Below are 14,257 nucleotides of genomic sequence, written 5' to 3'. Positions count from 1 at the left end.
AGCGACGGGAAGCGACGGGAACCGACGGCCGCGGTCGCGGCGTCGGCGAACGGCGCCGGGCAGCGGAGGGCGAGCGGATGCGGGCCGGAACCTGGGAGAGCCACCACGCGATCACGACGCTCATGTACCGGTATGCGGAGTGCGTCGACCGCGCCGACTTCGACGGCCTGTCGGGTCTCTTCGCGCACGGAAGGCTGCGCTCGACGGCGGCGGCCGAGAGCGACGAGGGCATGCGCGGCGAGGCGATCGGCCGCTTCTACGCAGCGACGAACCGCGTGCACGACGACGGCACGCTGCGCACGCGCCACCTCACGACCAACGTGCTCGTCGACATCGACGAGGCGAACGACGCGGCGAGCGCGCGCGCGTACTTCCTCGTGCTGCAGGCGACGCCGAAGCTCCCGTTCCAGCCGATCGTGGCCGGCCGCTACGAAGATCGCTTCGAGCGCGTCGGCGGCGCGTGGCGCTTCGCCGACCGGCTGATCCACGTCGACCAGATCGGGAACATGTCCGAGCACCTGAGCTTCGACCTCGCGCGCGGCGGCGTGCGCTTCGACGAGGTCGTCGGCGGGCGCGACTGAGCGCCGGGCGCGGCCCCGGGACGGCGCGCCGCGGCGCGGGCCGCGAGGAGACACACGGATGTTCGATCTCACGGGACGCTGCGCGGTGGTGACGGGCGCGGGACAGGGCATCGGCGCGGGCATCGCCGGCCACCTCGCGGCGCGCGGTGCGCGCGTGCTCGTGAACGACCTCGACGCGGCGAAGGCGGCGGCCACGGCGGACGCGATCCGCGCGCGCGGCGGCGACGCCGCGCCGCTGCCCTTCGACGTCACCCGGCTCGACGACGTCGTCGCGGCGCTGCGCGCGCAGCCCGTCGACATCGTCGTCAACAACGCCGGCAACGCGGGCTCGACGCGCATGGTGCCGACGCCGTTCCGCGAGATGGATCCCTCGCAGTGGGACGGCCCGCTCGACGTGAACCTCTACGGCGTGCTGCACACGACGCACGCCGTGCTGCCCGGCATGTGCGAGCGCGGCTTCGGTCGCATCATCGGCATCTCGTCGGGCGCGGGCGTCGTCGGGCTCTCGCTCGGCGTCGCGCCCTACGGCGCGGGCAAGGCCGGCGCACTCGCCCTGCTCCGCCACGTCGCGATCGAGAACGCACGGCTCGGTGTGACGGCGAACTCGATCGCCCTCGGGCTCATGGAGATGGTCGGCGCCGATCGCAGCGTGACCGACGCGCTCGAGCGCACGATCCCCGCCGGCCGCCTCGGCACGGGCGACGACGTCGGCGCCGCGTGCGTGTGGCTCGCGTCGGACGAGGCGAGCTGGGTGACGGGCCAGACGATCCACGTGAACGGCGGGTCGGTGACGACGTGACGCGCGCGCGCCCCGCGGCGCCGTCGGCCGTCGTGCGCACGGCGGTCGCGGCGGCCGTCGCACTCGCGCTCGCGCTCGCGTGCGATGCGCGCTCCGACGCCGGCGCGGCGGCGCGCTGCACCGGCTGCAACCTCGTCGTCGTCTCGCTCGACACCGTGCGCGCCGACCACCTCGGCTGCTACGGCCACGCGCGCGACACGATGCCCGCCACGTGCGCGTTCTTCGCCGACGGCATCCGCTTCGCGCACGCCATCTCGCAGGCGCCGTGGACGGCGCCCGCGCACGCCTCGATGTTCACGGGCCGCCTCCCGGCCGCGCACGGCGTCGTCGCCGGCCCGACGCCCGCGCCGCTCGGCGACGCGCTGCCCACGCTCTTCTCGATCCTGCGCGAGCGAGGCTATGCGACGCTCGCCGTGCACGGCGGCGGCTACCTGCGCGCCGCCCTCCCCGCGCACGCGCTCGACGTCGACGTCGTGATCCCGCTGCTGCGCCAGGGCCCCGCGTTCGAGGCGATCCGCAGCGCACTCGAGGGCGCGCCCGACGGCCGCCCGTTCTTCCTGTTCGTGCACGCGTTCGACCCGCACACGCACTACAAGCCGCGCGAGAACCACTTCGCGGAGCGCGACGCCGCGCTCGACCGCCGCGCGTACGGCGAGGGCGTGTGCGAGTTCGAGGACCTCCCCGACGGCTCGCGCCGCCTCGACCCCGCGCGCATCCCGCGCGACCCCGACGACTGGCGCTACATCGAGACGCTCTACGACAGCGAGATCTACGAGGCCGACGCGACGCTCGGCCGCCTGTGGGAGCTGCTGCGCGACACCGGGCGACTCGAGCGCACGGTGGTCGCGTTCACGTCGGACCACGGCGAGGAGTTCTTCGACCACGGGAGCTGCGAGCACGTGAAGACCGTCTACGACGAGCTGCTGCACGTGCCGCTGCTCGTGCGCGGGCCGGGCCTCGCGGCGCGCGTCGACGAGCGCCGCGTTCCCGCGTCGACGGGCCTCGCGCCGACGTTGCTCGACGCGCTCGGCATCGACCCGCGGCCCTTCGCGTTCGACGCGCCGAGCCTGCTCGACCCCGACGTCGACCCGGGGCCGATCCTGTCCGAGACGCGCTTCCACTACGACGGCCGCCGGCTCGCGCTCGCCGCGGCGAGCGACGCGCGCGGCAAGCTGCTGCGCGACGGCGACGGCCCGACGATCGCGTTCGACCTCGAAGCCGACCCGCACGAGCGCGCGCCGCTCGCCGAGGGCGACCCGCGGCGCGGCGCGCTCGCGCCGCTCGCGCGCGCACTCGACGCGTATGCCGCGGGAATGGCGGCGCAGTCCGCGGCCGGGGAAGCGGCGGCTTCCGGCGCGGCGCTCGACTGTGAGACCATCGAGCAGCTGCGCTCGCTCGGCTACCTCGGCCCCGATGCCGAGCGCGAGCGCTGTCCCTGACCCGACTCCCGCGCGGCGCGCCCGATCACCGCCGCACGCACGCGAGGCCCCGATGCACGACGCCGTCGACGCGAGCGCCGTGCTCGACCGGGCGACGATCGACGCGCCCCATCCCTTCTACCGCGCGCTGCGCGAGCGCGGCCCGATCCACCGCGTCGGCGCGACGGGCGTGCACCTCGTCGTGCGTTGGGACGCGATCGAGGAGGCGCTCGGTCGCGAGGCGGACTTCTCGGCGAACCTGACGGGCGTGCTCATCCGCGCGCCCGGCGGCGAGCCGGCGGTGTTCGAGCTCCCGAGCACGGGCGCGACGGACGTGATCGCGACGGCCGACGAGCCCGCGCACGGCGTGCACCGCGGGCTCCTCCAGCCGCACCTGCGCGACGCACTCGTCGCCGCGCTCGAGCCGCGGCTGCGCACGTGGGCGCGCGACGCGATCGACGCGTTCGTCGCGCGCGGCGGCGGCGACTTCGCGGCGGACGTCGCCGAGCTCGTGCCGGCGCGCACCGTGGTCGCCCTGCTCGACCTCGCCGAGAGCGACGTCGCGAACGTGCGGCGCTGGGCGATGATGGGCGGCGACATGCTCGCGGGCGACGTCGACGCCGCGCGCATGGCGACGCTCGGCGCCGAGACGGCGAAGATGGCGGCCTTCCTCGGCGAGCGGCTCGAGCGCGCGCGCGCCGAGCTCGAGCGCGCCGAGCGCGAGCGCGGCGATGCGCGCGCCCCCGCCTCGCTCGCGCACGTGCTCGCGCGCGGCGCGCGCGACGGCACCGTCGACGCGACGCACGCCGTCGGCATCGCGCTCGTGCTCTTCGGCGCGGCGGGCGAGTCGACGGCGAGCCTCGTCGGCAACGCCGCGCGCCTGCTCGCGGAGCAGCCCGCGCTCGCCGCGCGGCTTCGCGCCGAGCCCGCGCTCGTGCCGCGCTTCGTCGAGGAGGTCGTGCGGCTCGAGCCGCCGTTCAAGGGGCACTACCGCGCGGTGCGGAGGGCGTGCACGCTCGCGGGCGCCGCGCTCGCGCCGGGCGACCGGCTGTTCCTCGCGTGGGCGTCGGCGAACCGCGACGCCGCGGTCGTCGAGGCGCCCGACGAGCTGCGGCTCGACCGCCGCTTCCCGAAGCGCCACATGGGCTTCGGACGCGGGAGCCACTTCTGCATCGGGGCGCACCTCGCGCGGCTCGAAGGGCGCGTCGTCGTCGAGGAGCTGCTCGCGCGCACGAGCGACGTCGCGCTCGATCCGGCGCGCCCGCCCGCCTACACGCACAGCATGTTCGTGCGCCGCCACGACCGGCTCCCGCTCGTCGTGCGCGCCGCCGCCGACTAGCCGACTAGCCGACTAGCCGACGATGCGCGCAGCGCGGCCGGGCCGCGCCGTCACGCGTCCGCCCCGATCGAAGCGAGCGGCGGGCCCACCTCGGCGGCTGCGCGCGCGAGCACGTCGGCGTCGAACCCGTAGACGGCGGCCGCCGTGCCGCCCAGCATCGCGACCACCTCGTCGCGCGGCACGCCGGCGAACGTGGCCGCGAGCTTCTCGGCCGTGTGCGGCCACGTGCCTTCGATGTGCGGATAGTCCGAGCCCCACATCAGCTTGTCGACGCCGATCTCGTGTCGCACGCGCACGACGTCCTCGTCCATGAACGCGGCACCGACCCACGCGTTGCGGCGGAAGTAGTCGCTCGGCCTTTGCGGGAGCTCGCGGCGCATGTGGCGGAACATCGGGAGCTCGTACTGCGCGTCGAGCTGCGCGAGCGCGTCGACGACCCACGTCGCGCCCTGCTCCGTCATCACGAAGCGCAGCCGCGGATGTCGCTCGAAGACGCCCGACCACGCGAGGAAGTGGAAGGCGCGGTGCGCCCACCAGCCGATCTCGTACAGGAAGATGCCGAGCGAGCCCGGAAGGTCGCCGTAGTTCGGCGTCCAGCCCGAGTGCGTGTGGATCGGGACGTCGAGGTCCTCGCACACCGACCACAGCGGCTCGTAGCGCGGATGGTTGTAGTACGGCTGTCCGTTCGTGTGGACGGGCAGCACGATGCCGCCGGTGAGCCCGTGCTCGCGCTGCCAGCGGATGTCGCGCACCGTCGTCTCGACATCGTCGACCGTGACGAGCCCGACGCCCGCGCGCAGCCCCTTCGCCTCGGCGCAGAAGTCCGCGAGCCAGCGGTTGTAGGCGCGGCAGCCTTCGAGCCACAGCTCGGCGGGCTGCTCGTACTGGTAGGTCATGAGGCCGGCGTCGAAGGGCGAGACCGTCTCGAGGCTGCCGCCCGGGAAGATCACCTCGGCCGCGACGCCGTCGCCCGCCATCTCGTCGCGCCGGCGCTTCGAGTCCCACGCGCCGTCCATCCCGCCGCCGCGCACGGCGCCCTCGGTGCCGAACTCGGCCACGGCCTCGTCGCCGTAGATCGCGGCGCCCGTGTGGTCGGCGCGGCGGGCGAGCTTCGCAGGCTCGTCGGCGAGCCAGCGGTCGAAGGCCTCGCGGTACTTCGGGTCGACGTAGCCGCGCGCCTGGTCGGGGAGCGGACCGGCGTGGCAGTCTGCGGAGACGAGGACGTGGCGCTCCATGGCGGCCCCTCCTTGTGCGCGCCGTCGGCGCGCGGCGGCCGGGCGCGAGCGTCGCGCCGCCGGCGCCGGCATCCTCGCACGATCGCGCCCCTGGCCGCGCGCGCGCAGCCCTGTGTCGCGCCGTCACGCGCGTCCGAGACGCGGCGCCCCGGACGGGCGAGCGCGCCGCCGCGTCGCGGCCCCGACGAGCGAGCGAGGGCCGTGCGACATGGGCACGCCGCTTGCTCGCGTTCGACCTGCGCGCGCCGCGCACCGGCCGAGGGAGCGCCGGGCGCGAGCGTCGCGCGAAGTGCGAAGGCGGAGGAGGACGACGTGGCCGCAGGCTCTCGACCGGTGCTGGCAGGCGTGGCGCAGTGGATCGCCCGCGACCTCGACCCGGCCAGCTCGCCCGACCCGGGCGTGCTCATGGCGCAGCTCGCCCACCAGGCCGCGGAGGACGCGGGCGGCGGCCGCCGGCTCCTCGAGCGGATCGACACGGTCGGCCTGATCCCGGTCGCGGGCTGGGCCCCCGAGAACGGGCCGCGCCGCATCGCCGAGGAGATCGGCGTCGCGGCCGCGAAGGAGATCGAGACCGGGACGGGCGGCGAGATCGGCCTCACGCTCGTCAACGCCGTCGCCGAGCGCATCGCGCGCGGCGAGAGCGGCGTCGCGCTCGTCACCGGCTGCAACCTCTTCCGCGTGCTCGAGGACGCGGGGCGCACGGGCGCGATGCCCGAGTGGGTGACGCCCGGTGCGCTCGACCCCGATTCCCCGAAGCCCGCGCGCACGGGCGCGCCCGAGGTGCTCGGCCACTCGAAGATGGGACACGACGCGCACGAGGCGCGCCACGGCCTCGACGCGCCGATCCACGTCTACCCGCTGATCGAGAACGCGCTGCGCGCGCGGCGCGGGCGCTCGCTCGACGCGCACCGCGACGCGCTCGGCCGGCTCTTCGCGCCGTTCACGCGCGTCGCCGCGAAGAACCCCTACGCGTGGTTCCCGGTCGAGCGCTCGGCGCGCGAGCTCGTCGAGCCGACCGGCGCGAACCGCATGATCGCCTACCCGTACACGAAGTACCTGAACGCCGTGCTCGCGACGAACCAGGCGGCCGCGCTGCTGCTCTGCTCGGAGGAGGAAGCCGACCGGCTCGGCATCGCGCGCGAGCGGCGCGTGCACTGGCTCGGCGGCGCGCACACCGAGGAGCGCGCGTGGCTCGTGAGCCAGCGTCCCGAGGTGGGCGGCGCGCCGTCGATGCGCGCGTGCGCGGAGCGGCTCGGCGCGCGCACCGGGCTCGCGGCCGCCGACTTCGACGCGCTCGACTTCTACAGCTGCTTCCCGGTCGCCGTCGAGCTCGCGTGCGAGGCCTACGGCGTCGCCGAGGACGACCCGCGCGGGCTCACGGTGACGGGCGGGCTCCCGTACGCCGGCGGCCCGGGCAGCGCGTACACGCTGCACTCGGTCGCGGCGATGGCCGAGCGCCTGCGCGAGCGCCCGGGCGCGCGCGGCCTCACGACGGGCAACGGCTGGTACCTGACGAAGCACTCCGCCTGCGCGTGGGCGAGCGGCGACCCGGGCGCCGCGCCCGCCGCGCGCGCGGCCGAGCGCGACGAGCCCGCGGTCGCCGGCCCCGAGCCGCTCGCGCGCGAAGACGCGGCGCGCGGCCCGGCGCGCGTCGTCGCCTACACCGTCGACTACGATCGCAGCGGCGCGCCCGCGCGCGGCATCGTCGTCGGCGAGACCGACGCGGGCCGCCGCTTCGTCGCGAACACGCCGGACGATCCGGCGTGGCTCGCGGACTTCGCCGCCGAGGAGCGCGTCGGCGCGACGGGCACCGTCGCGCCGGACGGCGCGAGGCTCCGCTTCGACGCGCGCTGAGGCGCGCACTCCGCCCACCCCGAACGAGTCCACGCAGGAGGACGCCACGATGGTCGACGACGACGGACGCAGCCTGGTCGATCCGCTGAGCTACGCGCAGAACGGCTACCCGCACGCGCTGTGGACGCGGCTCCGCAACGAGTCGCCCGTGCAGAAGTTCGAGCCGGCCGGCTGGCCGGCGTTCTGGGCGGTGACGAAGCACGCCGACATCCGCGACGTCTCGAAGCAGCCCGACGTCTTCCTCAACGAGCCGGGCATGACGATCGTCGACCTCGAGTCGCTGCGGCGCCAGGAGGCCGGCAACGCGCCGCAGATGAAGACGATCATCAACATGGACCCGCCCGAACATCGCAAGTTCCGCGCCGTGGCGAGCCCGTTCTTCACACCGCGTGCGCTCGAGCGCCTCGACGCGGTGGTCGACGCGACGGCGCGCAAGGTCGTCGACGCGCTCGGCGACGAGGGCGAGTGCGACTTCGTCACCGAGGTCGCCTCGATCTACCCGCTCAAGATCATCGCGCGCATCCTCGGCGTTCCCGAGGAGGACGAGCCCTTCATCCTGCGGCTCACGAACGAGCTGTTCGGCAGCGCGGACCCCGAGTTCCAGCGTTCGGAGAACCACGAGGAGCACATCCGCACGCTCTTCATGGACTTCTACAAGTACTTCACGCGCGTGATCGAGAGCCGACGCGCGAGCCCGACGGACGACCTCGCGAGCATGATCGCGAACGCCCGCGTCGACGGTGCGCCGATGGGCGAGATCGAGACGCTCGGGTACTACCTCATCACGTTCACGGCGGGGCACGAGACGACGCGCGGCGCGATCGGCGGCGGGCTCGAGGCGCTCGTGCGCAACCCGACGGCGCGCGCGCGCTGGGCGCGCGAGCCGAAGCTCACGCGCCTCGCGATCGACGAGATCATGCGCTGGGTGACGCCCGTGAACACGATGATGCGCACCGCGGCGAGCGACTGCACGCTGAACGGCCAGCGCATCCGCAAGGGCGACCGGCTCGTGCTCTTCTACGCGTCGGCCAACCGCGACGAGGACGTCTTCGAGGCGCCGCTCGAGCTGCGGCTCGACCGCCACCCGAACCCGCACCTCGCGTTCGGCATCGGCGAGCACTTCTGCCTGGGCGCGCACCTCGCGCGCAAGACGAGCGGACGCCTGTTCCAGGAGCTCGTGTCGCGGCTCGATTCGGTCGAGCTCACGGCGCCGCCGCAGCACGTCGCGTCGAACCTCGTTCCCGGCTTCAAGCACATGCCGATCCGCTATCGCATGCGGAAGTCGGCGGCGGCGGCGTGATGGGCGCCCCGGCCGCGCGCGCGCCGCGCATCGCGATCCTCGGCGCCGGCATGTCCGGCATCCTGAGCGCCATCAAGCTGCGCGAGGCCGGGCTCGACGACCTCGTGATCTACGAGAAGGCCGAGCGCGTGGGCGGCACGTGGCGCGAGAACACCTACCCGGGCGTCGGCTGCGACGTCCCCTCGCACCTCTACAGCTACTCGTTCGCGCCCAACCCCGACTGGAGCCACCGCTTCTCGCCGGGCGACGAGATCCAGGCCTACTTCGAGCGCGTCGCGCGCGAGAACGGCGTCGAGGAGCGCGTGCGCTTCGGCGAGGAGATCACGCAGCTCGCGTTCGAGGACGGGCGCTGGCGCATCGAGACGTCGAAGGGCCGGCGCGACGCCGCCGACTTCGTCATCGCGGCGACGGGCGTGCTCCACCACCCGAAGCTCCCCGACATCGCCGGGCTCGACGACTTCGACGGCGCGATGTTCCACAGCGCGCGCTGGGACCACTCGGTCGAGCTCGCCGGCAGGCGCGTCGGCGTGATCGGCACGGGCTCGACGGCGATCCAGATCGTTCCCGCCATCGTCGACCGCGTCGCGCGCGTCGAGCTCTTCCAGCGCACGCCGCAGTGGGTGATGCCGCAGGAGAACCCGGCCTTCACGGACGAGGAGAAGGCCGACTTCCGCGCCCATCCCGAGAAGCTGCGCGAGATGCACGCCGGCATCTCGCAGATGTTCGCGGCCGGCTTCGCGAACGCGGTCGTCGACGCCGACTCGCCGCAGATGCGCGCGATCGAGGAGATGTGCCGCGAGAACCTCGAGCGGAGCGTCGCCGACCCGGCGCTGCGCGAGAAGCTCCGCCCGTCGTATCGCGCGGGCTGCAAGCGCCTCGTCATCTCGCCGAACTTCTACGACGCGATCCAGGAGCCGAACGCGCGGCTCGTGACCGAGGGCATCGAGCGCATCGAGCGCCGCGGCGTGCGCACGCAGGACGGCGAGCTGCACGAGCTCGACGTGATCGCACTCGCGACGGGCTTCGCGGTCGACCGCTTCCTGCGGCCGATCGAGGTGACGGGCCGCGACGGCCTGCGCCTCGACGACGTCTGGAAGGAGCGCCCGAGCGCCTACCTCTCGGTCGCCATTCCGGGCTTCCCCAACCTGTTCATGCTCAACGGGCCGAACGGGCCGGTCGGCAACTTCTCGCTGATCGAGGTCGCGGAGCTGCAGCTCGCCTACGCCATGCAGCTGATCGAGCTCGTGCGCGCGGGCCGCTGCCGCGAGGTCGAGCCGACCGAGGAGGCGACGGCGCGCTTCGAGCGCGACCGCGTCGCGGCCGCGAGCCGCACGGTCTGGAGCACGGGCTGTCGCAGCTGGTACCTCGACGACCGCGGCGTCCCGGCGGCCTGGCCGTGGACCTTCGACCGCTTCCGCGCCGACATGGCCGCCCCGGTCCTCGCCGACTACGCGCTCGAAGCCTGACGCGGTCGGCGCGCAGTCGCGGTCGTGGTCGCACCCGCACCGCCCGGGCGCGCTCCTCTCGGCCGCGAGCGCTACGGCACGGCGCGGTTGGTGGATGACGCGAGGGGGCGGGTTCGCGGAGAATGCGGCCCGTGGCGACGCGCGATGACTCCGGAGATGGGTGGGCGGCGCTCGACGCGACGGCGCAGGCCGCGCTCGTGCGCAGCGGCGAGGCGACGCCGACGGCGCTCGTCGAGGCCGCGATCGCGCGCATCGAGAAGCTCGACCCGGCGCTGAACGCCGTCATCCATCCGCTCTTCGAGAAGGCGCGCGCGCAGGCGGCCGATCCCGATGCCCTCGGCGCCGGGCCGTTCCGCGGCGTTCCCTTCCTCGTGAAGGACGCCGTGTGCCAGACGGCGGGCGACCCCTACCACTGCGGCATGCAGGTCGCGAAGCGCGCGGGCCATCGCGCCACGCACGACACCGAGCTCGCGCGGCGCTTCCGGCGCGCGGGCTTCGTGTTCGTCGGCAAGACGAACACGCCCGAGCTCGCGATGTCGGCCGTCACCGAGCCGCGCGCGTACGGCGCGACGCGCAACCCGTGGAGCCTCGCGCACTCGCCGGGCGGCTCGAGCGGCGGGTCGGCGGCGGCGGTCGCGGCCGGGCTCGTGCCCGTCGCGCACGCGAACGACATGGGCGGCTCGATCCGCCTGCCCGCGAGCTTCTGCGGCCTCGTCGGCCTCAAGCCGACGCGCGCGCGCTCGACGATCGCGCCCGACCACGCCGAGTACTGGGGCCCGCTCACGCACGAGCACGTCGTGACGCGCAGCGTGCGCGACAGCGCGGCCGTGCTCGACGCGATCTGCGGGCCGGCCGTCGGCGACCCGTACACGGCGCCGCCCCCGCTGCGCGCGTTCGCGAGCGCGCTCGAGCGCGACCCCGCTGCGCTGCGCGTCGGCGTGCTCGCCGCGCATCCGCACGTCGAGGTCGACGCCGCGTGCCGCGACGCCGTCGAGCGCGCGGCCGCGCTGTGCGAGCGGCTCGGCCACCGCGTCGAGCGCGCCGCGCTGCCCGCGCTCGAGCGCCCCGCGCTCGGCCCGTGGATCTCGGTCGGGATCGCGCGCGATCTCGACGCGTGGAGCGAGCGCACGGGCGTCGCGATCGGCCCGGACGACGTCGAGCCGCTCAACGCGATGATGGCCGAGGCCGGCCGCGCGATGAGCGCCGTCGCGTACGCGCGCGACGCCGAGGCGGCGTTCGCGTGGTCGCGCGAGCTGCAGCAGTGGTGGCGCGACCCGGACGCGGACGTGCTGCTGCTGCCGACCTCGCCCGAGCTCCCGCCGCGCGTCGGCGCGCTCGCGCCCGACGTGCCGCTCGACCGCCTGCTCGGCGGGCTCGGGCGCATCACGGCGTTCACGATGCCGTTCGACGTGACGGGGCAGCCGGCGATCTCGCTGCCGCTGCACGCGAGCGCGGACGGGCTTCCCGTCGGCGTGCAGCTCGTCGCCGCCTACGGACGCGAGGACGTGCTGCTCGCGCTCGCCGCGCAGCTCGAGCGCGCGGCGCCGTGGAGCGCGCGAAGGCCCGCCGTCCACGCGTGAGCGCGTCGCCGCGGGCCGCGCGCGCGCGCGCCTCAGGCGACGCCCAGCCCCGCCGCCCACTCGAGGTTGCGCCGCGCGCTCTCGACGTGCGCGAGGTGCACCTGGTGGCCCTCGCCCGCGTCGGGGTCGCCATAGAGGATGGGGCCCGTGCCGCGCGCCTCGGCCTCCTCGGCGAGCCGCACGAGCTCCTTCCAGTACGCGATCTGCTCGGCCTTCGGCGTGAACACCGCGTGCACGTCGGCGATGTGCTGCGGCGCGCCGAGCATCATCCCGTAGTAGCCCTGCTCGCGCAGCTCGACCGCCCAGCGCCGCAGGCCGTCGCGATCGCTCGTGTCGCCGCCCCACATGCCGCTGATCGGGTAGCGGATGCCCGCCGCGCGCGCGTCGACGAGCACCTTCGAGCGCAGGAAGTGCGTCTCGCGACCGCCCGGCGTCCACGTGAAGCCGACGGCCTGATGGATGTCGCCGAAGCGCGAGACGGCGCCGCCCATGTAGGCGACGCGCGGCGACGCCATCGCGATCTCGTAGGCGAGCCGCAGCGCGTCGGCGGTCTCGAGGATCGGGTAGAGGCGGATCGATCGCTGCGGGAGCCCGGTCTCCGTCTCGGCCGCGAGCAGCAGCGCGTCGGCGGCGACGACGTCCTCGGGGCCGCGGATCTTCGGGAGCAGGATGCCCGTCAGCGCGGGCGAGACGACGGCGCGCAGGTCGCTCCACATGAAGCCGGTCGACGGCGCGCGCGTGCGCACGAACCAGAGCGGCTCTCCGCCGCGCGGGCCCTCCGGCGCGCGCGCCGGCTCGCACGGAGGCCGCTCGCGCAGGAAGTCGCCCGCCACGCGCTGCGCGCGCTCGCGCACCGCCTTCGACATCGGCGTCTCGGGCTCCTCGAGATCGAGCACGACCGCGTCGGCGCCCGTCGACGGCGCCTCGGGGACGCGCTTCTCGTCCGACCCCGGCACGAAGAGCAGCGAGCGGATCGGCGACACCGGCGGGCGCTCGACGCGCGGACGCAGCGCGAAGCTCATGCGCCCTCCTTCGCCAGCACGTCGGCCGCCGCCGCCTCGACGACGGTGCCGTCGAAGAAGCGCGCGTTCATGCCGCCGTGCAGGCGCACCGCGTTCGCGAACGCGAAGTCGCGGAAGTCGGCCTCGGTCATGCGTCCGTGCTCGACGGCCTCGTACGCCTCGGGGACCGGATCCTTCATGTCGACGACGTCCCAGTGCGCGATGTCGGAGCCGAGCATCGCGTGCAGGCGCGCGCCGAACGGGTTCACGCCCTCGGCGAAGGCCCACCCGGCGAGCGGGTCGTCGGCCTCGCAGCCGAAGAAGAAGCTCGGCACGAAGCGGTCGCGCACGTCCTCGGCGCGCTCGATGCCCACGGCCTCGAACTCGTCGAGCTGCTCGGGCCGCGCGCCGGGCTGCGCATAGTAGGCGCGCAGCGACGCGAGCGACGCCTTCACCGCCGCGTCGCCGTGCCGCTCGAAGTGCCCCATCAGCGCGTCGACGTCGAGGCGCGCCGGGTCGAGCGCGCGGATCGCGCGCGCGTTGCGCTTCTCCCAGTGTCCGAGCAGGTCGGCGAGCAGGCTGCACGCCCACGCGACGCCGCCCTCGAGGAAGCCGATGCGGAGCGCGGGGAAGCGGCGCGTCACCCCGCCGAGGAAGAGCGACTTCGCGAGTGCCTCGTGGCCGCGCGCGAGCCCGCCCACGTGGTTGTACACGTAGCTCGAGACCGATCGCGCGACGTGGTACTGCTGCGTCGAGCTGTGCGACACGGGCGCGACGCCGAGGTCGCAGCAGCGCTGCCAGAACGGGTCGTAGTCGTGCGCCGAGTCGAGCCCGTACGTGTCGTAGCGGACGACGGGCGGGTCGAGCGGGCCGTGCTCGCGCTCGAGCTTCGCGATCGGACGCCGCGCGAAGCCCGAGATGACGCCGGCCTTGAGGCCGAGCCCGACCGCGTGCTCGAGCGTCGCGATCGCGCCGTCGGGCGTGTTCATCGGGAGCAGCGCGCCGACGGTGAGCCGGTCCGCGTACCGTCCGAACTCGCGGGCGTGCATCGCGTTCACCGCCTGGCAGAGGAGCGGCGCGAGCTCGTCGTCCTGCAGGTCGAGGAAGGCGAGGCTCATCGACGGGTAGAGCACGGCGAAGTCGATGCCGATCTCGTCGAGCCGCTCGTAGAGGAGCGCGGGCAGGTGCGACGTCGCGCGGTCGAGCGCGTTCTCGCACGGCCATCCCCACCACGAGGACTTCGCCGTCCAGCGGTCGCGCGCGGCGCGGGCCGCGGCTTCGCCCGCGCGATCGCCCGCCACGGCCGTCGTGTCGAGCGGACGCGCGTGGCCGGCGAGGAAGCGGTCGCGCAGGCGCGCGCCGCCCTCGCGCTCGACGAAGGCGACGATCTCCTCGTGCGCGAGCGGCCAGACCTCGACGAAGTGACCGTCGCCGTCGACGATCGGGTGGCCGAGCGACCGGCGGACCTCGGCGGGGCTGCGGTGCGCCATGCGTCCCTCCCCTGCGCGCTGCGAACGCGCGCGCGGACGCCGCGAGCATGCGCGCCGCCGCGCGCGAGCGTCAAGCCGCGCGCGGCGGCGCTCGACGGCGCGCCGCGCGACGCGGCACAGAGACACCGCGCGCCGCGACACCGCGGCGCGCGCGATGCCTCGCCGCCGGCCGCACGCGCGGCGTATGCTGGCGC

11 protein-coding genes are annotated in these 14,257 nt (G+C 75.0%); 8 read left to right on the top strand and 3 right to left on the bottom strand.

Going from position 1 to position 14,257, the window contains the following annotated elements; all coding sequences use genetic code 11:
- The first annotated feature begins 77 nt into the window (after window positions 1-77).
- From R3E88_12895 to R3E88_12880, 4 genes are read left to right on the top strand one after another with little or no spacing between them, the layout of a single operon-like run.
- Window positions 78-581: a nuclear transport factor 2 family protein gene (locus tag R3E88_12895; GenBank protein MEZ4217373.1), complete on the top strand. Its 504-nt coding sequence runs from the start codon at window positions 78-80 to the stop codon at window positions 579-581.
- Window positions 582-639: 58 nt separating this feature from the next.
- Window positions 640-1,380, top strand: a complete 741-nt coding sequence (locus R3E88_12890) for an SDR family oxidoreductase (protein ID MEZ4217372.1) — start codon at window positions 640-642, stop codon at window positions 1,378-1,380.
- Window positions 1,377-2,819 (top strand): sulfatase, encoded by a 1,443-nt coding sequence (locus R3E88_12885; protein ID MEZ4217371.1) that lies wholly within the window; start codon window positions 1,377-1,379, stop codon window positions 2,817-2,819. Before R3E88_12890 ends, R3E88_12885 begins: the two co-directional genes overlap by 4 nt.
- 52 nt (window positions 2,820-2,871) lie before the next feature.
- A complete protein-coding gene (locus R3E88_12880; protein ID MEZ4217370.1) occupies window positions 2,872-4,137 on the top strand; it encodes a cytochrome P450 in 1,266 nt (421 codons plus the stop codon).
- Window positions 4,138-4,187: 50 nt separating this feature from the next.
- Here the strand turns inward: R3E88_12880 and R3E88_12875 are convergent, their stop codons facing one another.
- Entirely contained in the window at window positions 4,188-5,372 is a 1,185-nt protein-coding gene (locus R3E88_12875; GenBank protein ID MEZ4217369.1) for an amidohydrolase family protein, read from the bottom strand.
- Between the two features lie 312 nt (window positions 5,373-5,684).
- Here R3E88_12875 and R3E88_12870 point away from each other — a divergent pair, with 312 nt between their 5' ends.
- From R3E88_12870 to R3E88_12855, 4 genes are all read left to right on the top strand, one after another.
- Complete coding sequence (locus R3E88_12870) at window positions 5,685-7,226, top strand: acetyl-CoA acetyltransferase (protein ID MEZ4217368.1); 1,542 nt, start codon at window positions 5,685-5,687, stop codon at window positions 7,224-7,226.
- 49 nt (window positions 7,227-7,275) lie between these two features.
- Window positions 7,276-8,526 (top strand): cytochrome P450, encoded by a 1,251-nt coding sequence (locus R3E88_12865; GenBank protein ID MEZ4217367.1) that lies wholly within the window; start codon window positions 7,276-7,278, stop codon window positions 8,524-8,526.
- A complete protein-coding gene (locus R3E88_12860) occupies window positions 8,526-9,992 on the top strand; it encodes an NAD(P)/FAD-dependent oxidoreductase (GenBank protein ID MEZ4217366.1) in 1,467 nt (488 codons plus the stop codon). The genes R3E88_12865 and R3E88_12860 overlap by 1 nt, the downstream gene beginning before the upstream one ends.
- Before the next feature lie 131 nt (window positions 9,993-10,123).
- The gene (locus tag R3E88_12855) at window positions 10,124-11,572 is read left to right on the top strand and encodes an amidase (GenBank protein ID MEZ4217365.1); all 1,449 of its coding nucleotides are present in this window, start codon (window positions 10,124-10,126) and stop codon (window positions 11,570-11,572) included.
- A 32-nt stretch (window positions 11,573-11,604) separates the two neighbouring features.
- Here the strand turns inward: R3E88_12855 and R3E88_12850 are convergent, their stop codons facing one another.
- Both R3E88_12850 and R3E88_12845 read right to left on the bottom strand, forming a co-directional pair.
- Complete coding sequence (locus R3E88_12850; protein ID MEZ4217364.1) at window positions 11,605-12,594, bottom strand: aldolase/citrate lyase family protein; 990 nt, start codon at window positions 12,592-12,594, stop codon at window positions 11,605-11,607.
- Window positions 12,591-14,063 carry an amidohydrolase family protein gene (locus tag R3E88_12845; GenBank protein ID MEZ4217363.1) on the bottom strand — a complete coding sequence of 491 codons (1,473 nt, stop codon included), beginning with the start codon at window positions 14,061-14,063 and terminating at the stop codon, window positions 12,591-12,593. Before R3E88_12845 ends, R3E88_12850 begins: the two co-directional genes overlap by 4 nt.
- Window positions 14,064-14,257 lie beyond the last annotated feature (194 nt).

This window comes from Myxococcota bacterium, from assembly GCA_041389495.1.
Taxonomy (GTDB): Bacteria; Myxococcota_A; UBA9160; order UBA9160; family UBA4427; genus JAWKRT01.
Note: the sequence above shows the minus strand (reverse complement) of the source record. Positions and strands in the feature narration are given on the sequence as shown.